The organism is Streptomyces sp. NPDC014864 (assembly GCF_043081525.1).
Lineage (GTDB): Bacteria > Actinomycetota > Actinomycetes > Streptomycetales > Streptomycetaceae > Streptomyces.
In genome coordinates this window covers 372,417-390,269 of the sequence record NZ_JBIBWT010000006.1, presented here as the reverse complement: position 1 = coordinate 390,269, position 17,853 = coordinate 372,417, and the positions used below count along the sequence as shown (strand labels likewise).

Here is a 17,853-nt window from a genome sequence, read left to right as displayed (position 1 = left end):
CGGTGCGGGTGCGGGGCGGCCGGGCCGCGCGGGGTCAGCCGAGCGGGTCCATGGCGCCGGCCCAGATGCCGTAGGGGACGCTGTCGGCGGGTGGGCCGGCGATCCCCTTCAGTGGCAGTGGTTCGAGGCTCTTGGCCAGGTCGATGCGGTAGACGACGACGGCCGTCGACACGGACTTCGCGGTGCCGACGTACCAGGCGGCGGTGTCGCCCGCGGTGGTGCCCGCCTTTCCGCCCACCGGGGCGGCGGCGGGCGCGGCGGCGGGGTGGGCGGTGCGGAAGGAGTCGCCGAGCGCCTGGGTGACCTCCGCGGCGACCTGGGCTCCGACGGCGCGGTTGCGGGCCGGGGTCTCCAGCCGCACGGTGGAGCCGTTGCGGGTGATACGGCGCACCGAGTACGGCTCGGTGTGCATCCCCCCGGCGGCGAAGGTGGCGTAGCCGTTGGCCATGCGGATCGCGCTCGGTGTGGAGGTGCCCAGGGACAGACCGGGCACCTGCGGGCCGAGGCTGGAGGGGAGCAGTCCGGCCGCAAGGGCGGTCTGCTTGACCTTGTCCAGGCCGGTGTCCATGCCCAGTTGCATGAAGGGCGTGTTGACCGACTCCGCGAGTGCCTTGCGCAGGCTGATGCGTCCCCAGGACTTGTTGCCGTCGTTGTGCGCGGCGACCTTGCGGCCGCTGCGGTCCCAGTAGGGCCCCTCGGGGGTGGTGACGGGCACCGCGTCGTCGCCGTCGTAGACGCTCTCCGGGTAGACCTGTTCGCGGGGGGCGTCGCGCCGCTTGGTGACGCCGTGTTCGAGGCCGGCCGCGTACACGAAGGGCAGGAAGGCCGAACCGGCGGGGACGGTGGTCGCGTTGGACTCGTTGTAGCCCTGGGTGCGGTGGTCGGGGCCGCCGTAGACGGCGAGGATCCGGCCGTCGGTGGCGACCGAGGCGGCGCCGTAGTGGGCGGACTTCGCCGTCCCCGCGTCGTCCGCCTTGGCCTTCTTGCGGGCCTTGGTGACGGCGTCGGTGAGTGCGGTCTCCCGCTTGCGGTCGAAGGTCGTGTAGATCTGGTAGCCGCCCAGGTCGAACTTCTTGTCGGAGAGGCCGCCGGCCTTCTTCGCGTAGCTGGCGGCCAGTTCGACCAGGTAGTCGCTCTGCTCGCCGGTGTCGTAGAGCGGGTTGCTCTTGAGCGGCTCGGGGAAGGTGCGGTACCTGGCGCGCTCGGCCGGCGACAGTTTGCCGATCTTCACCATCCGGTCGAGTATCCAGTTCCAGCGTTCGACCGCGCGGGCGTGGTTGGCCGCGTTGAGGGTCGGGTCGTAGAGGCCGGCGCCCTTGAGCAGGGAGGCGAGAAAGGCGGCTTCCCCCGCGTTGAGCTTGCTGACGTCCTTGCCGTAGTAGGCCTGGGCGGCGCGCTGGATTCCGTAGGTGCCGCGGCCGAACCAGCTGGTGTTGAGGTATCCCTCGAGGATCTTGTCCTTGCTCATCTTGTTGTCGAGCTTCAGGGCGATCATGGCCTCCGTGAATTTCCGCCCGACCGTCTGATTCTGGGTCAGATAGACGTTCTTCACGTACTGCTGGGTAATGGTGGAGCCGCCCTGGGTGTCGCCCTCGCCGACCGTGCGCCACAGGGCGCGGGTGATGCCCTTGAAGGAGATGCCGGGGTCGCTGTAGAAGCTCTCGTTCTCGGCGGCCAGCACCGCCCAGCGGACGTCCTCGGGTATGTCCTTCAGCGGCATCGCCTGGCGCTGCACCCAGCCGGTACGGGCCATGGGCGTGCCGTCCGACCAGAAGTAGACGTTGTCCTGCTGGGTGGCGTACGTGTTCAGGTTCTGGGGTATGTCGGTGGCGGCGTAGGCGACGACCAGGAACGCCCCGGTGAGGCCGACGGCCGCCAGCCAGGCGCCCAGCCACTGCCGCCAGGTGGGCAGCCAGCGGCGCCAGTCGGTGCGGCCGGGGCGCGGGTACACGGGCTTGAGCCTGCGGGCGTAGGGCGCGAGCCGCTGGATGTACGGGTTCAGCCGCCGGGCGTAGGGGGCCAGCAGCCGGTTGAGCGGCGCGAGGCGCCGGGCGGCGGCGGAGGTGATCCGGGTGACGGCGGGGGGCAGCGCGGGGCCGCGGCGCCCGGTGCGGCGGGCGGCGCGTCCGCGCGCCTCATCGCGGCTGACGACGCGCAACTGCACGGTGGCGTCCGGGGGCACGGCCTCACCTGAGTCGGGGCCACCCGCACGCCGTGCGGCGGCGTTCGCCTTCCGCAACGCGTCGACGTTCAGCTGCATGGTGGCGTCCGGCTTCAGCGCGTCGCCGACCTTCAGCTGCATGGTCTCGTCCGGCGGCAGCGCGGCCCCGGCCCGGCCATCTCCCCCACCGTCCGCACGGCGCTGACCCCGTTTCGGCGCCCCCCGCCGCGCACGCGCACGACGGCCTTCCTCCGCGGGGCCCGCCCCCTGCCCATCCATGGTCACGGATGAGTCTCCCTCCGCACTCGGTCTTGCTCGCGCGGGTGGACACGGCTGCCGCGAACGCGGCCGCCGGCCCCCTCATCCCCAGCCGTCTCGCGGCTCTCGCGGCTATACAAAATTATCAGCGATCTTTTCAATTTCTCCGCACGAGAACTGGACAGAAACCAACACATAGGAAACGAGCAGCTCTGTGTGTCCGATCACGCCCGCTAATCTGACTCCATGCCTCGCTACGAGTACCGCTGCCGGACCTGCGGCGACACCTTCGAACTGAGCCGTCCCATGGCGGAGTCCGCCGCCCCGGCGGCCTGCCCCGCGGGCCACGACGACACCGTGAAACTGCTCTCCACGGTGGCGGTCGGCGGCTCGGCGTCCGCTCCGTCGCCCGCTCCCGGGGCCGGCGGCGGCTCGGGCGGCTGCTGCGGCGGGGGCTGCTGCGGCTGAGGCCGCGGCGCCCCGGCGGACCGGGACCACGGAACCCCGCCGGGCCGGAGCCACGGCACCCGGCGGGCGTCAGCGGCGGCGCGCCAGCGACAGCCCGGCCGTGGCCGTGACCGGCACGCTGTCCACCCGGTCGTCCGCCGCCACGCGCGCGGGCAGTTCCCCGGCGGCGGCGTCCACCACGAGCAGGGCGCCGCGCCGGGCTCTCGGTACCAGTTCGTCCCAGGACGCGACGGGGTCCGCGTCCGCGCCCACGACCACCAGGTCGAGGTGCGGCTCGTCGGGCAGGGCGCGCAGCGTCGCCAGGGCGTCCGGGCCGGTCACCGTCAGCAGCGTCCCGTCGGGCGGCAGCTCACCCTCCAGGCACCGGGCCGGCAGTCCGGCGAGGGTCCCCACCTCCACGATCCGCGACGCGCCCGTCAGCCGGGCCAGGAACGCCAGCAGCCCGGCCCGTTCCCGCACCGCCTGCGGGCCCGGGAACAGCGGCCACGGCGTGTGCGTGACGTCGTCGAGCATCCGCCGGGCGGGGTCCTCGGGGGTCCCCCGCTCGTCCCGGTGCTCCCGCAGTTCCCCGGTGAGCCGTGTGCCGCCGCCGTCCATCACCTGACCCCCTCGCCGTTCCGGTCCGACCACCACCGTAGACCGCGACGAACATCAACTGTTGGCCAACGCCTCACAAACCGCCGACGGGTCCCTGGCGCGCCGTGCGCAGGAACTCGCGGGCGATGCGCTCCCCGGCCAGGACCCCCCGCTCCGGCAGGGCGCGGATCGCGGGAGCGGACCAGGCGGTGTCGGCCAGCTCGCCGTGGCCCGGCCGCCAGCCCCGGTCCACGGCCAGCAGCAGATCGGCGTCGAGGAGGGAGTCGCCCGCGCCGAGGGTGAGCTCGGCGCCGGTGCGGCGGGCCAGCTCGCGCACGGCGGCGCTCTTGGTCAGCGGCTTGGGCACGGCGTAGATCTTGCGGCCCTGGAGGGAGACCGTCCAGCCGCGGTTCTCCGCCCAGGCGGCCAGCTCCTTCACCCACTCCTCGGGCAGCAGCTCGCGCTCCACGACGAGATAGGCGAACAGGTCCTCGGCGACGCGGTGCTTGCGCAGCCAGACCGGGTCGGCGGTCCGCTCCAGGTGCTCCTGCACCTCGGCCAGGGGCGCGCACTCGCCGGCCAGCCGCTCGGTCACCTGCCGGTGCCAGTCGGGGTCCGACACTCCGTCCACCAGCAGATGGCCGCCGTTGGCGCAGATCGCGTACGTCGGCGCCGGACCCGGCAGGTTGATGCGCAGGTACTGCTTGCGGGTCCGGGTCGTGGTCGGCACGAACAGCGCCGTGTCGGCGAGGTCGGTGAGCAGCTGCGCCGCCGTCTCCGTCATGTAGGACAGCGGCCGGCTCTCGTGCACCTCCACGCACAGCAGCCGGGGCGCCCGGGCGTCCGGCATGGTCAGCGCGAGGGCCGCCGCGGAGTAGATGAGCGTACGGTCGAGGTCGCTCGCCACCAGCACGGGCATCAGAGGGCCACCGCCCGTCCGTCGGCGCCGGTCGCCCCGCGCGTGTACTTCGGATGGATCAACCCCACGCAGGTGTACGGCAGTTCGCCGACCTCCTCGACCGGCACCCCGCGCTGCTCGGCGAGCAGCCGTACGTGGTCCAGGTCCGCACCGGCCCCGGCCCGCGCCAGGATCTTCCACGGCACCCGGCGCAGCAGCACCCGCGTGGTCTCGCCGACGCCGGGCTTGACGAGGTTCACGTCGTGGATGCCGTACTCCTCGCTGATGCGCTCCACCGCCGCCCAGCCCTCCCAGGTCGGGGTGCGGTCCGCGGCCAGCAGTTCCTTGACGGCGGTGCCGACGCCGTCCGCGACCTCGGCGAAGCGGGCGGAGACCGCGTCGAGGAAGGCCGTGGAGACGTCCGCGTCGGCGAGTTCGCGGTAGAACTTCGCGCCGTGGAAGTCGTGCGGGCCCACCAGGTCGGCGCGCAGCACGGTGCGCGAGATCAGGCCCGACACGGTGGAGTTGAGGCAGGCGGAGGGGATGAGGAAGTCCTCGCGGGTGCCGTACGTCCGCACGCACGAGCCCGGGTCGGCGAGCACCGCGATCTCCGGGCCGAAGCCCGTGACACCCTCGCGTCGCTCGAACTCCTCGAGGGCGTCGGCCAGTTCCCGGGTGATGGCGCCCTTGCCGGTCCAGCCGTCGACGAAGACGACGTCGGCGGGATCATGTCGGTCGGCCAGCCAGCGCAGGGCGTTGGCGTCGATACCGCGCCCGCGCACGATGGAGACGGCGTAGTGCGGCAGGTCCAGGCCGTGCCGGAACGCGGCCCAGCGGCGCATCAGCACGCCGACCGGGGTGCCCGCGCGGGCGAGCGAGACCAGGACGGGGCGCGGGGACCGCTCGGCGAGCACGGTCTCGGTGACCACGCCCACGGCCTGGGCGATGCGGGCCGCCGAGGAGTCCAGGGCGGTGTGGAAGAGCCGCTGGTACCGCTCGCTGGGCTGGTACTCCACGGGGAGCGACTCCGCGTAGTGCGCGCCGCCGCTCTGGATGGCCTCCTCGCGCTCCTCGGTCGGCGCCTCCAGCGTCACCTCCGAGAGGTCCCGCAGCAGCCAGCCGACCTCCTCGGGCGCGTACGAGGAGAAGGCGGGGCCGCGGAGGGGCTCGGACAGCATGGGGGGCCTTTCGGAGGCGTGCGGGGCGGGGCCGGTGTGCGGTGCCGGCGCCCCGGGGACGTACGACGGCACGACGGCGAGCAGGACGTGCGGGGTGTGCGCGGCGAGCTGGGCGAGCAGTCCGTCGGCCGCGTGCAGCGCGGGGCTGTCGGCGGCCGAGTCGACGACGGCGACGACGGCGTCGAAGCCGCCGCCCGCCACGTTGTAGGCGTAGCGCTCCCCGGGGCCGTCGGCCGGGTCGTCGTGCGCCGGGAAGACCACGCGGGTGCGGATCGCGTAGCCGGGGTCGTCGACGGCGAGGACGGGCGAGCGGGTGGTGGTGGAGTAGCGCACCTCGGCGCCGACGGCCCGCTCCAGCTCGCGGGCGAGCCGCAGCGGCGCGTACATCAGCTCCTCGAAGCCGAGGACGAGCACCCGGCGGGCGCCCGCGGGCAGCGACTCGGCGATCCGCGCGGCCATCCCGGGCAGCGCCCGCTCCAGCCGGTCCCGGTGCGCGGCCGTGAATCCGTGCCGTCCCCCGTCGGGCACCTCCCGGGGCCAGCGCAGCTCGACCCGGACCGCCCCGCGGCGGGCGCGCTGCGCGGGGAGCGCCGCGGCCCGCTCGTGCCGGGCGACGAGTTCCCGGCCCTTCTCCAGCACGCCCTCCGGGAGCCGTACCGTTCCCGAGGCGGCGGCCACGAGGTCCACCCGGGCCCCGACCTCGTTGGCGAACTCCGCCAGGCGGCCCGTGTCCGCGGCGGAGCGCATGTCGACCAGGGCGACCACCACGTACCGCCGCCGGGGATGGCGGGCGTGCAGGTCGCGGATGGTGTTCAGGACCGTGTTGCCGGTGGAGAACTCGTCGTCGACGAGGACCAGCGGGCCGTCCCCGGCCAGCAGCGCCGGATCCTCCGGCAGCAGCAGGTGGGAGGTGGCGTGGGAGTGGGACTCCTGGAAGCCGCCCGCCGGGTCTACGCCGGCCACCGGGCGCCGGGTGGAGTGCAGGTAGGGCGCGGAACCGAGCCCGTCGGCGACCGAGTGGCCGAGCCCGGTGGCGGTCTCCGCGTACCCGAGCACGACCGCCGCGGCGGCCTCCTCGGCGCCCAGCAGGGCGCGCACCCGTCGGCCGAGGGCGAGTCCGTGGCCGTACACCACCGACGGCGACTGCGGGACGTGCTTGCCGAGCACGTTGGAGACGAGCAGGTGCGCGCGCTTGGGGTTGCGGCGCAGCGCGAGCCCGAGCAGGCCGGTCAGTTCGTCGTCGCCGACGAGTTCGACCCCGAGCCGCTCGGCGACCCAGGTGCCGGACCAGACCCCGTTGTTGACTGCGTTGTTCATGCGTTCCCTGTGGTGAGGCGTGTGTCAGCCGGGTATTCCGGCGGCGAGCAGTTCCACGAACCCGACGTCCTCCCTGGCGACGCCGAACGCCTCGGCGCGCAGCAGGGTCCGCTCGGCCCAGGCGCGGTGCGGCTTCACCTCGTTCATCTTGTTCGTGTACGCCGACCTCATGACACCCCCGCCGCCGCGCTCCGGCCGCAGGATGTCCGCCGCGTCGCTGAACTCCTCGTGGCTGACGACCGACAGGGCGTGCACGGGGAGCACGTGCGAGGGGTGGATGCAGGTCTTGCCGAGCAGTCCGTTGGCCTGGTCGAGGGAGATCTCCCGCAGCAGCCCGTCCATGGCGTGCTCGATCAGTCTCTCGCGCAGCTCGACCGCCTGCACCTCAAGGAAGGGGCTCTGCCGCAACTGCGGCTTGAACATGCGCTCCGGTGCCCGGAAGTACTCCCACACCGGCCCGGTCACCGTGAAGCCGGTGCCGTCGGCGCGCCCCAGCATGTTCACCACGTCGGCGATCACGGAGGCGACGACCTGGACGTCGTAGGCGGTCATGTCGGGCGCCCGGCGCAGGCCGTAGGAGGAGCAGAAGTCGGTGACGCCGAGGCGCAGCGCGAGCACCCGGTCGCGGTACTTGTCGAGCGCGCGGAAGATGCCCTCCAGGGTCTCCACGCGCGACTCCCGGTACAGCAGCTCGGGCGACTCCAGCACCGGCATGGCGAACAGCCGCCGCCCAATGGCCGCCGCGGCGCCCTGGAGCGCCTCCAGGAAGGGGACTCCGCGTTCCTCGGTGAACTTCGGCAGGACGAATCCGGACAGCAGCTCCACGGTGGGGCCGAGACGGCGGACCAGGTCGGGGATCTGCTCCGGGGTGCGCACCCGGATGAACAGCAGCGGGAGGTCGGTGTCCGCGCGGGCGGCCAGGTCGGCGAACTGGCGGACCAGGTTCTCCTCGCCCTCCACCACGTCCGCGTCGTCGATCGAGTCCTCCAGGCACAGCACCATCGAGACCACACCGCGCCCGGCCTGCTTGACGATGTCGTCGGCGAGCCTGGGCCGGGTGGCCGGGCTGTAGAGCGTGGCGCCCAGGGCCGTGGAGAGCAGCCGGGCCGGGGAGTCGGCGGTGAACGCGACCGGCTCCTGGTGGAAGAGGCGCCGGCGCACCTCAGGGGCGATGTGCCCGAAATGACGCATGAATCTCCCCCGTGGTGACGTGAGTCGTGTGTGAAAGGTGGCGAAGTGTGGCCGGTAATAGTACGTAGAGAGCCATGTCGGGGGTTCCCGCAGGGCATGAATTTCTGGTGGCCGGGCCCTGTCAGCGCATGTTCGACGGGGGTCGTATACCCGGTCGGCTTCCGGCCACCCCCGCGTTGTCGTGACCAGGACCGAGAGGGCAGGATGACCGCATGACGCACGCGATGCTGAAGGGGTCGAACGTCCCGCTGGAAGCCACCACGGTACGCGCCGTGCTGCGCTGGACTCCCGGGCAGGGGATTCCGGACGTCGACGCCTCGGCGCTGCTCCTCGGCCTCGACGGTCGTGTGCGCTCCGACGAGGACTTCGTCTTCTACAACCAGCCCCGGCACCCCTCGGGGAAGGTCTGGCGGCTGGGCAAGAAGCGCGTCGCCGAGCATCTGACCGACACGATCCAGACGGACCTCGGCGGGGTCGAGTCCGGTGTCGGGCGGATTCTGCTGGTGGCGTCGGCCGACGGGGTCGCCTTCGACCGGGTGCGTTCGCTGTGCATCCTGCTGTACGACGCGGCCGTCGCCGACGCGGAGCCACTGGCCTCCTTCGAGATCAAGCCGGAGACCGGCCAGGAGACCGCGCTGATCTGCGGTGAGCTGTACCGGCGGGGCGAGGGCTGGAAGTTCCGGGCGCTCGGCGAGGGCTACTCGAACGGGCTGAAGGGGCTCGCCACCGACTTCGGCATCTCGGTGGACGAGTCGGAGGAGCCGGACGCGCCGGAGCAGCCGGGCCCGCAGCCGGTGCCGCCCACGACCGCCCAGCCGCTGCCGCCGGAGCAGCCGACGTACGCCCGTCCCCCGCAGCAGCCCCCGGCGACCGCGGCCGCGCAGCCGGCCTACGGCTATCCGGAGCCCGCGTACGGCTACCCGCAGCAGCCCGCGCCGGCCGTCACCGCGGGGTCCCCGTCGGGCTACGGCTATCCCCAGCCGGTGACGACCGCGCCCGACCCGGAGTTCCGGCTGCCGCCGCAGGGCCCGCAGTTCATCGGCCGCTGAGCCCGCCGCGCCGGCCGGACGGGCCCGCGGCCCAGGGCGGGACGGTCACCTGTCGGCCGTCGACTTGTAGCCGCGTCCCCACTGCAGCCCCCAGCCGTAGAGCCGGTCCAGCTCGGCCTGGAAGCCGTAGACGAACTTGACCTCGCGGCGGACGAGCAGTTCGCCCTTCACGTTCTCGATCAGCACCACCGCGCACGACCGCGCCTGGGGGTGCCGCTCGTCGAGGCCGATCTCGATGCGCGGGCCGTTGCTCGGGTACAGGGTGACGATCGCGTGGGTGCGGTCGAAGGCCGGTGTCTGGTCGTAGATGTACACGAAGACCAGGAGCCGCTTGATGGCGTCCCGGTGGTCGAGATTGACGTAGATCGTCTCGCCGGACGCGGAACCGAACCGGTCGTCGCCGCTGAGTTTCACGTACGGCGGTGAGTTCACGTCCCCCAGGAAGCCGCCGAGCGGCTGGACGACCCCCTTGGTGCCGTCGGCGAGCTCGTACAGGCAGCCGAGGTCGAGGTCGACGTTGACCATGCTCTGGCTGTGCCCCATCACCTCCGGCGGCTTGAGCGCCTTGAAGGGGTGCCGCAGCAGGCTCTCGCGGGCGGAGCCGCCGATGTCGGAGGTCCGCATCCGCCAGGTCAGGTTGACGCGCAGATGCCCGGTGGCCGCGCCCTGCTTGGTCAGCGACACCTGATGGTGCCGTTTGGTCAGCTCGATCGCGTTGGTCGCCGCGCTGCCCGAGTCGAAGTCGGCCACGCGTCCGCCCAGCAGCCCGTCGAAGAACCCCATGTCTGCCCGCCCCCACCTTCACCCGCACATCGGCCCCGCACACATGCCGCGGGGCGGCCCGAGGACCCGGTCCGAGCCGTGTCCCCGGCGGCCGCCCCGCACAGAGCGTTCCCTCACCGGGAGGGCGGTCACACCCCGGAGGAGACCTCAGTCTTCTCGTCCGAGCCCGCCGCTTTTCCCCCGCCGTCCGCGAGCGCGCGGTTGCGGCGCACGGAGGACCAGAACGACCAGGCGATCAGCACCACGCCGACGAGGCCGGTGATCACCTCGTTGATCTGGTACTGGATGGTGACCATGAGGAGCACGGCCAGCGCGCCGATCGCGTAGTGCGCGCCGTGCTCCAGGTAGACGTAGTCGTCGAGGGTGCCCTGGCGGACCAGATAGACGGTGAGCGACCGGACGTACATGGCGCCGATGCCGAGGCCGAGGGCCATCAGGACGATGTCGTTGGTGATGGCGAAGGCGCCGATCACGCCGTCGAAGGAGAAGGACGCGTCCAGGACCTCCAGGTAGAGGAACATGAAGAACGCGGCCTGGCCGGCCAGGACGACCGCCGAGCGTTCCTTGCCGGTGCGCGCGGCCTCTTCCTCCTCCTCGTGCTCCCGCTCCTCCTCTTCCTCCAGCTTGTCCTCGAAGTAGCTGGAAAGACCGCCGACGATCATGTACGTGATCAGACCGGCGATGCCGGCGATCAGCACGGTCTGGGTCTTGTCGACGTGCGCGCCGCCGTGCTGGTGGGCGTGGGTGGCGAAGGTGAAGGAGGTGATCAGCAGGACGATCAGGGAGATGCAGACCGACAGCATGTCGACCTTGCCGAGCTTGGCCAGCGGCCGCTCGATCCAGCGCAGCCACTGGATGTCCCGGTCCTCGAAGATGAAGTCGAGGAAGATCATCAGCAGGAACATGCCACCGAACGCGGCGATCGCCGGGTGGGCGTCGGTCACCAGCTCCTGGTAGCGGTCCTTGTTGTTCAGCGCCAGGTCGACGGCCTCGATCGGGCCCATCTTGGCGCTGATGGCGACGATCACGACCGGGAAGACCAGCCGCATGCCGAAGACGGCGATGAGCACGCCGACCGTGAGGAAGATCTTCTGCCAGAAGGCGTTCATCTTCTTCAGGATTCCGGCGTTGACCACCGCGTTGTCGAACGACAGCGAGATCTCGAGGACGGAGAGGATCGCCACGATGCCGAAGGCCTCCCACCCCCCGTAGAAGACCGCAGCGACCAGACCGAGCGCGGTGACCGCGAACGACCAGCCGAAGGTTTTCAGAAGCACTGGCTACCCCATCGTGTGTTGGGGGTCCCTCCCAGACGAATCTGGGGGAGGGTCTCCCCCGCGCCGTACCCGGCTTTACCCAACATTGACCCCGAGTCTAGAGGCGGAACCGCCGTCCCAGGGAGCTGGGGCCGCCCCGGACCGGAACCGCGGCCCCGCGCGGCCGCCCCCGGGGAGCGGGGGCGCACCTCGGGCGCGGCGCGGCTCAGGAGACGTTGACCCCGAAGTCCAGGGCGATGCCCCGCAGTCCGGACGCGTACCCCTGGCCCACGGCGCGGAACTTCCACTCGCCCTGGTAGCGGTAGAGCTCGCCGAAGATCATGGCGGTCTCGGTGGAGGCGTCCTCGCTCAGGTCGTAGCGCGCGAGCTCCTGACCGTCGGCCTGGTTGACCACGCGGATGAACGCGTTGCTGACCTGGCCGAAGGTCTGGCCGCGCTCGTCGGCCATGTGGATCGAGACCGGGAAGATGATCTTCTCGCACTGCGGCGGCACCTGGGCCAGGTCCACCAGGATCGACTCGTCGTCGCCCTCGCCCTCACCGGTGAGGTTGTCGCCGGTGTGCTCCACGGAGCCCTCGGGGCTCTTGAGCTGGTTGTAGAACACGAAATACTCGTCGCCCAGCACCCGGTTGGTACCGCCGCACAGCAGCGCGCTGGCGTCCAGGTCGAAGGGTGCTCCGGTGGTGGAGCGCGCGTCCCAGCCGAGTCCGACCATGACGTTGGTCAGGTTCGGTGCGGCCTTGGAGAGGGAGACATTGCCCCCCTTGGCGAGCGTGACGCCCATGATGCTGGTCCTCCCCGAGATGGTGCTGCTGTGGTTGTCCTGCGCGTCCGGCGCCGCACGCAAACCGTGCGACGCCGGACAGATGCGGTTTCGTGCCTCAGGCGCTCACGCCTCAGACGTTGACCCCGAAGTCCTGGGCGATGCCGCGCAGGCCCGAGGCGTATCCCTGGCCGATGGCGCGGAACTTCCACTCCGCGCCGTGGCGGTAGAGCTCGCCGAACACCATGGCGGTCTCGGTGGAGGCGTCCTCGCTCAGGTCGTAGCGCGCGATCTCCTGGCCGCCGGCCTGGTTCACGACGCGGATGAACGCGTTGCGCACCTGACCGAAGGACTGCTGGCGGTTCTCGGCGTCGTAGATGGAGACCGGGAAGACGATCTTCTCGACGTCGGCCGGCACCCCCGCGAGATTGATCTTGATCTGTTCGTCGTCGCCCTCGCCCTCACCGGTGATGTTGTCGCCGGTGTGCTCCACGGAGCCGTCGGGGCTCTTGAGGTTGTTGAAGAAGACGAAGTGCTGGTCGCTGGCGACCTTCCCGGAGTTGTTCAGCAGCAGCGCGCTGGCGTCCAGGTCGAAGTCGGTACCGGTCGTGGTACGGACGTCCCACCCCAGGCCGACGACGACGGCCGTCAGTCCCGGGGCCTCCTTCGTCAGCGATACGTTGCCGCCCTTACTGAGGCTGACTCCCACGAGTCCTCCATTGGTGTCCGGGGGCGGGGAGCCCCGTCGTGCATCGGATAGGGGATCAACGTGTCGATCCTAGTGACGGGTTCCCGCACCCCGCAGGCCCTGGAGCCGACGGATCACAGGTGTCGGATCACAGGGTGCCGAGCGCCTTCACGTAGTCGTTCAGGTCGCGCGCGTCCGGCAGTCCGTTGACCACGGTCCACCGCACGACGCCCTCCTTGTCGATGATGAAGGTCCCGCGCACGGCGCAACCCTTGTCCTCGTCGAAGACGCCGTAGTCGCGCGAAGTGTTGCCGTGCGGCCAGAAGTCGCTCAGCAGGGGGTACTCCAGACCCTCCTGCTCGGCGAAGACGCGCAGGGTGTGGATGGAGTCGTTGGAGACCGCGAGGAGCTGCGTGTCGTCGTTGACGAACGTCGGCAGGTTGTCGCGCAGGGCGCACAGCTCGCCGGTGCACACGCCGGTGAAGGCGAACGGGTAGAAGAGCAGCACCACGTGCTTCTCGCCGCGGTAGTCGGACAGGCGCACGGTCCTGCCGTGGTTGTCCTTGAGCTCGAAGTCGGGGGCCTTGTCGCCGACCTGGATCGCCATCGTCCTGGAATCCCTTCGGTGGGGCTGTTCGGGTAGGTCCACCCTACGCAGCGACCACCGGGAGCAGGCGGACGGGCCGGGCACGGGCCGGCCCGTCCGGCGTGCGGGGGCCGCGGCCCGAGCGGGCCGCGGCGGGGGTCCGGGAACCCCGGACCCCCCGGACGGTCACTTCTTGGACTTCGCGGCCTTCGGCGTCGCCAGCCTCGATCCGCTCCAGTCCTTGCCCACGCTGACGCTCTTGCTGGCCGTCAGACCCGCCGTGGTCGCGGCCTCCGAGATGTCGCTCGGCTCCACGTAGCCCGAACGGCCGGTCTTCGGCGTGAGGAGCAGGATGGCCCCGCCCTCCTCGATGTACGTGGTGGCGTCCACCAGCGCATCGGTCAGATCGCCGTCGTCGTCGCGGAACCACAGCACCACGGCGTCGGCCACGTCGTCGTAGTCCTCGTCGACGAGCTCGGTGCCGACGGCCTCCTCGATGGTCTCGCGGAGCTCCTGGTCGACGTCGTCGTCGTAGCCGATCTCCTGGACCACCTGCCCGGGCTGGAAGCCCAGCCTGACGGCCGGGTTAGTCCGCTCCTCCGCGTGGTCCGCGGTCGCGCTCACGGGTTGCCTCCTGATGATGTTGCGTTATTGGGTCTTCAGCCACGCGCGTGCGCGAAGCATTGGCCGTAGTCCACACGGGCGGGCCGGATCGCGCAAGTACCCGGCGGTTCGGACCGCCGAAACGGTGACGATCCCGGCTGTGTCGCCGCAACTCCTGACACGGTATCGCGATCAGCGGTGACACACACCACACCCTTCTGCCCGGTTTGCGCCGTTGAGCACCCGGCGCGGGTGGCCCATAGGACAGGAGTTCCCCGATTACCCCTCGGTAGAGATGACGTTTGGCTCTCGCGAGGTACACGATGGGGAACGGTGCAGGCACAGGCAGAGAAACCCCAGAATAGGGCAGCGAAACCCCTGAAAGACCAAGAAAAGTCGCCCTCTGACAGGTAAGGAACAGCGTGGCTTCCGGATCCGATCGAAACCCGATCATCATTGGCGGCCTTCCGAGTCAGGTTCCTGACTTCGACCCCGAAGAGACCCAGGAGTGGCTCGACTCGCTCGACGCCGCCGTCGACGAGCGGGGCCGCGAACGGGCTCGCTATCTCATGCTCCGGCTGATCGAGCGCGCCCGGGAGAAGCGCGTCGCCGTGCCGGAGATGCGCAGCTCGGACTACGTCAACACGATCCCGACCAAGAGCGAGCCGTTCTTCCCGGGCAACGAGGAGATCGAGCGCAGAATCCTCAACGCGACACGCTGGAACGCCGCGGTGATGGTCTCCCGCGCCCAGCGGCCTGGCATCGGCGTCGGCGGCCACATCGCCACCTTCGCGTCCTCCGCCTCGCTCTACGACGTCGGCTTCAACCACTTCTTCCGGGGCAAGGACGAGGGAGACGGCGGCGACCAGGTCTTCTTCCAGGGGCACGCCTCGCCCGGCATCTACGCGCGCGCGTTCATGCTGGACCGCCTGAGCGAGCGGCACCTCGACGGCTTCCGCCAGGAGAAGTCCGCGGCTCCCTTCGCACTGTCCAGCTACCCGCACCCGCGTTCGATGCCGGACTTCTGGGAGTTCCCCACGGTCTCCATGGGCCTCGGCCCGATCGGCGCGATCTACCAGGCCCGGATGAACCGCTACATGCAGGCGCGCGGCATCGCGGACACCTCCCGCTCGCACGTGTGGGCCTTCCTCGGCGACGGCGAGATGGACGAGCCCGAGTCGCTCGGCCAGTTGTCCATCGCCGCGCGTGAGGGCCTGGACAACCTGACCTTCGTGGTCAACTGCAACCTCCAGCGCCTGGACGGCCCGGTGCGCGGCAACGGCAAGATCATCCAGGAGCTGGAGTCGGTCTTCCGGGGGGCCGGCTGGAACGTGATCAAGCTGATCTGGGACCGCACCTGGGACCCGCTGCTGGCGCAGGACCGGGACGGGATCCTGGTCAACAAGATGAACATCACGCCGGACGGCCAGTTCCAGACCTACGCCACAGAGTCCGGCGCCTACATCCGCGAGCACTTCTTCGGCGACGACCACCGGCTGCGCGCGATGGTCGAGAACATGACCGACGACCAGATCCTGCACCTGGGGCGCGGCGGTCACGACCACCGCAAGATCTACGCCGCGTTCAAGGCGGCCGTCGAGCACAAGGGCCAGCCGACGGTCATCCTGGCCAAGACGATCAAGGGCTGGACGCTCGGCCCGAACTTCGAGGGCCGCAACGCCACCCACCAGATGAAGAAGCTGACGGTCGACGACCTCAAGCGCTTCCGGGACCGGCTGCACCTGCCCATCCCGGACCGGGACCTGGAGTCCGGCGCGCCGCCGTACTACCACCCCGGCCGGGACTCGGAGGAGATCCAGTACATGCACGACCGGCGCAAGTCGCACGGCGGGTACGTCCCGACGCGCGTCGTGCGCTCCAAGCCGCTGACCCTGCCGGACGACAAGACGTACGCCTCCGTGAAGAAGGGCTCGGGCCAGCAGTCCATCGCGACGACCATGGCCTTCGTCCGGCTTCTGAAGGACCTCATGCGGGACAAGGAGCTCGGCAGGCGATTCGTGCTGATCGCGCCGGACGAGTACCGCACCTTCGGCATGGACTCGTTCTTCCCGAGTGCGAAGATCTACAACCCCCTCGGTCAGCAATACGAGTCCGTCGACCGCGACCTGCTGCTGGCGTACAAGGAGTCGCCGACCGGGCAGATGCTGCACGACGGCATCTCCGAGGCGGGCTGCACGGCGTCGCTGATCGCGGCCGGCTCGGCGTACGCCACGCACGGCGAGCCGCTGATCCCGGTGTACGTCTTCTACTCGATGTTCGGTTTCCAGCGCACCGGCGACCAGTTCTGGCAGATGGCCGACCAGTTGTCGCGCGGGTTCGTCCTGGGTGCGACCGCCGGACGCACGACCCTGACCGGTGAGGGTCTGCAGCACGCGGACGGCCACTCGCAGCTGCTCGCCTCGACCAACCCGGCGTGCGTGGCGTACGACCCGGCGTACGGCTACGAGATCGCGCACATCGTGCAGGACGGCCTGCGCCGGATGTACGGCGGCGACGAGGAGCACCCGCACGGCGAGGACGTCTTCTACTACCTCACCGTCTACAACGAGCCGATCCAGCAGCCGGCCGAGCCGGCCGGCGTGGACGTCGAGGGCATCCTCAAGGGCGTCCACCGGATCGGCGTGGGCACCGCGGGCGAGATCCCGGCGCAGATCATGGCCTCGGGCGTGGCCGTCCCGTGGGCCCTGGAGGCGCAGCGGCTCCTCGCCGAGGATTGGAACGTGAAGGCCGACGTCTGGTCGGCGACCTCCTGGAACGAGCTGCGGCGCGAGGCCGTGGCGTGCGAGGAGCACAACCTGCTGCACCCGGAGGAGGAGCAGCGGGTGCCCTGGGTGACGCGGAAGCTGAGCGGGGCCGAGGGGCCGTTCGTGGCCGTGTCCGACTGGATGCGGTCGGTCCCGGACCAGATCGCGCGGTGGGTGCCCGGGACGTACCAGTCGCTGGGCGCCGACGGCTTCGGCTTCGCGGACACCCGCGGGGCGGCGCGGCGGTTCTTCCACATCGACGCGGAGTCGATCGTGGTGGCCGTGCTGACGGAGCTGGCGCGCGAGGGGAAGGTCGACCGGTCGGTGCTCAAGCAGGCCGTGGACCGCTACCGGCTGCTCGACGTGATGGCGGCCGACCCCGGTACGGCGGGAGGCGACGCGTAGGGGGTTTCCGGCGGGACCGGCCCGGGGCCGGGGCGCGGCGCGCGCCCCGGCCCCGGGCCGCCGGACGGGCGGTGGGGCCGACGGCTCCGCCGCCCTTGTCCGTGTTCGTTTCCTTACGATGCGGCCATGGAGCAAGACTCGGCGCAGGCCCGTTGGGAACAGCGCACGCAGCGACCCCTGCTGGCCCTCGCGGTGGCGTTCGCCGCCGCCTACGCGGTGCCGATCGTGGACAGCGCGGCGAGCCGGTCCGTGACGACCGCGTGCACGGTCGTGGAGTGGGTGGTGTGGGGGGCGTTCGCCGTGGACTACCTGGTGCGGCTCTCGCTGACCGGGCGGCGCCGGGAGTTCGTCCGCCGCAACTGGCTGGACCTGTGCGCGGTGGTGCTGCCGCTGCTCCAGCCGCTGCGGCTGCTGCGGGTGGTGGCGACGGTGCTGCTCGTCGGGCGGCGGGCGCGGCTGGCCGAGCAGGTCCGGCTGACGACGTATGTGGCCGGGGCCGTGGTCGGGCTGCTGATGTTCGGTTCGCTGGCCGTGCTGTCGGTGGAACGGGACTCGCCGAACGGGAACATCAAGACGCTGGGTGACGCGGTGTGGTGGTCGTTCACCACCATGACGACCGTGGGGTACGGGGACCACGCGCCCACGACCGGGCTCGGCCGGATGCTGGCCGTCGGGCTGATGCTGTCCGGGATCGCCCTGCTCGGTGTGGTGACCGCGAACATCGCCGCCTGGTTCATCTCCCGGTTCGAGAAGGACGACGTGGAGGAACGGCGTCAGACGGCGGCGATCGAGCGGCTGACCGAGGAGGTGCGGGAGTTGCGGGCGCATGTGGCCGCGCTGACCACGCAGGTGGGCCCCCGGCCGACCGCCGGGGGCCCGTCCCGCAC

14 protein-coding genes and 1 pseudogene are annotated in these 17,853 nt (G+C 71.1%); 4 read left to right on the top strand and 11 right to left on the bottom strand.

All coding sequences use genetic code 11. The features are described 5' to 3' along the window. Window positions 1–34 precede the first annotated feature (34 nt). Window positions 35–2,302: a transglycosylase domain-containing protein gene (locus ACF1A5_RS14160; protein ID WP_392193092.1), complete on the bottom strand. Its 2,268-nt coding sequence runs from the start codon at window positions 2,300–2,302 to the stop codon at window positions 35–37. A 363-nt stretch (window positions 2,303–2,665) separates the two neighbouring features. Here ACF1A5_RS14160 and ACF1A5_RS14155 point away from each other — a divergent pair, with 363 nt between their 5' ends. Further along, the gene (locus ACF1A5_RS14155) at window positions 2,666–2,887 is read left to right on the top strand and encodes a zinc ribbon domain-containing protein (protein ID WP_392193091.1); all 222 of its coding nucleotides are present in this window, start codon (window positions 2,666–2,668) and stop codon (window positions 2,885–2,887) included. A gap of 69 nt (window positions 2,888–2,956) precedes the next feature. On the opposite strand, the gene ACF1A5_RS14150 is transcribed toward ACF1A5_RS14155, so the two are convergent. From ACF1A5_RS14150 to ACF1A5_RS14135, 4 genes are all read right to left on the bottom strand, one after another. Further along, window positions 2,957–3,484: an O-methyltransferase gene (locus ACF1A5_RS14150; RefSeq protein ID WP_392193090.1), complete on the bottom strand. Its 528-nt coding sequence runs from the start codon at window positions 3,482–3,484 to the stop codon at window positions 2,957–2,959. Between the two features lie 73 nt (window positions 3,485–3,557). After that, window positions 3,558–4,382: an HAD family hydrolase gene (locus tag ACF1A5_RS14145; RefSeq protein WP_392193089.1), complete on the bottom strand. Its 825-nt coding sequence runs from the start codon at window positions 4,380–4,382 to the stop codon at window positions 3,558–3,560. Then, window positions 4,382–6,856, bottom strand: a complete 2,475-nt coding sequence (locus tag ACF1A5_RS14140) for a phosphoribosyltransferase (RefSeq protein ID WP_392193088.1) — start codon at window positions 6,854–6,856, stop codon at window positions 4,382–4,384. The genes ACF1A5_RS14145 and ACF1A5_RS14140 overlap by 1 nt, the downstream gene beginning before the upstream one ends. A gap of 24 nt (window positions 6,857–6,880) precedes the next feature. Further along, entirely contained in the window at window positions 6,881–8,047 is a 1,167-nt protein-coding gene (locus ACF1A5_RS14135; RefSeq protein WP_392193087.1) for an HpcH/HpaI aldolase/citrate lyase family protein, read from the bottom strand. A gap of 212 nt (window positions 8,048–8,259) precedes the next feature. Between ACF1A5_RS14135 and ACF1A5_RS14130 the strand changes: the two genes are divergently transcribed. Beyond that, complete coding sequence (locus tag ACF1A5_RS14130; protein ID WP_392193086.1) at window positions 8,260–9,096, top strand: TerD family protein; 837 nt, start codon at window positions 8,260–8,262, stop codon at window positions 9,094–9,096. 45 nt (window positions 9,097–9,141) lie between these two features. Here the strand turns inward: ACF1A5_RS14130 and ACF1A5_RS14125 are convergent, their stop codons facing one another. The 6 genes from ACF1A5_RS14125 to ACF1A5_RS14100 form a co-directional block, all read right to left on the bottom strand. Further along, window positions 9,142–9,879, bottom strand: a complete 738-nt coding sequence (locus ACF1A5_RS14125) for a Tellurium resistance (RefSeq protein ID WP_392193085.1) — start codon at window positions 9,877–9,879, stop codon at window positions 9,142–9,144. 128 nt (window positions 9,880–10,007) lie between these two features. Further along, window positions 10,008–11,156 (bottom strand): DUF475 domain-containing protein, encoded by a 1,149-nt coding sequence (locus tag ACF1A5_RS14120; protein ID WP_392193084.1) that lies wholly within the window; start codon window positions 11,154–11,156, stop codon window positions 10,008–10,010. A 205-nt stretch (window positions 11,157–11,361) separates the two neighbouring features. After that, the gene (locus tag ACF1A5_RS14115) at window positions 11,362–11,940 is read right to left on the bottom strand and encodes a TerD family protein (RefSeq protein WP_392193083.1); all 579 of its coding nucleotides are present in this window, start codon (window positions 11,938–11,940) and stop codon (window positions 11,362–11,364) included. Between the two features lie 112 nt (window positions 11,941–12,052). Beyond that, on the bottom strand, window positions 12,053–12,628 hold the full coding sequence (locus tag ACF1A5_RS14110) for a calcium homeostasis/redox stress adaptation protein (RefSeq protein WP_356185605.1): 576 nt from the start codon (window positions 12,626–12,628) through the stop codon (window positions 12,053–12,055). A 127-nt stretch (window positions 12,629–12,755) separates the two neighbouring features. Further along, a complete protein-coding gene (locus ACF1A5_RS14105) occupies window positions 12,756–13,214 on the bottom strand; it encodes a peroxiredoxin (RefSeq protein ID WP_392193082.1) in 459 nt (152 codons plus the stop codon). 165 nt (window positions 13,215–13,379) lie between these two features. Then, entirely contained in the window at window positions 13,380–13,817 is a 438-nt protein-coding gene (locus ACF1A5_RS14100; RefSeq protein WP_392193081.1) for a DUF3052 domain-containing protein, read from the bottom strand. 401 nt (window positions 13,818–14,218) lie between these two features. Between ACF1A5_RS14100 and aceE the strand changes: the two genes are divergently transcribed. After that, window positions 14,219–16,966: a pyruvate dehydrogenase (acetyl-transferring), homodimeric type gene (gene aceE, locus ACF1A5_RS14095; RefSeq protein ID WP_392193080.1), complete on the top strand. Its 2,748-nt coding sequence runs from the start codon at window positions 14,219–14,221 to the stop codon at window positions 16,964–16,966. Between the two features lie 126 nt (window positions 16,967–17,092). Continuing rightward, window positions 17,093–17,812, top strand: a pseudogene (locus ACF1A5_RS14090) (potassium channel family protein); the annotation flags it as partial. Window positions 17,813–17,853: the final 41 nt, after the last annotated feature.

Bases quoted from the DNA above. Each gene is read 5' to 3' on its own strand.
- ACF1A5_RS14145 (WP_392193089.1), bottom strand. From the start codon at position 4,382: ATGCCCGTGCTGGTGGCGAGCGACCTCGACCGTACGCTCATCTACTCC.
- ACF1A5_RS14155 (WP_392193091.1), top strand. From the start codon at position 2,666: ATGCCTCGCTACGAGTACCGCTGCCGGACCTGCGGCGACACCTTCGAA.
- ACF1A5_RS14105 (WP_392193082.1), bottom strand. From the start codon at position 13,214: ATGGCGATCCAGGTCGGCGACAAGGCCCCCGACTTCGAGCTCAAGGAC.
- ACF1A5_RS14115 (WP_392193083.1), bottom strand. From the start codon at position 11,940: ATGGGCGTCACGCTCGCCAAGGGGGGCAATGTCTCCCTCTCCAAGGCC.
- ACF1A5_RS14125 (WP_392193085.1), bottom strand. From the start codon at position 9,879: ATGGGGTTCTTCGACGGGCTGCTGGGCGGACGCGTGGCCGACTTCGAC.
- ACF1A5_RS14135 (WP_392193087.1), bottom strand. From the start codon at position 8,047: ATGCGTCATTTCGGGCACATCGCCCCTGAGGTGCGCCGGCGCCTCTTC.
- ACF1A5_RS14140 (WP_392193088.1), bottom strand. From the start codon at position 6,856: ATGAACAACGCAGTCAACAACGGGGTCTGGTCCGGCACCTGGGTCGCC.
- ACF1A5_RS14160 (WP_392193092.1), bottom strand. From the start codon at position 2,302: ATGCAGCTGAAGGTCGGCGACGCGCTGAAGCCGGACGCCACCATGCAG.
- ACF1A5_RS14150 (WP_392193090.1), bottom strand. From the start codon at position 3,484: ATGGACGGCGGCGGCACACGGCTCACCGGGGAACTGCGGGAGCACCGG.
- ACF1A5_RS14130 (WP_392193086.1), top strand. From the start codon at position 8,260: ATGACGCACGCGATGCTGAAGGGGTCGAACGTCCCGCTGGAAGCCACC.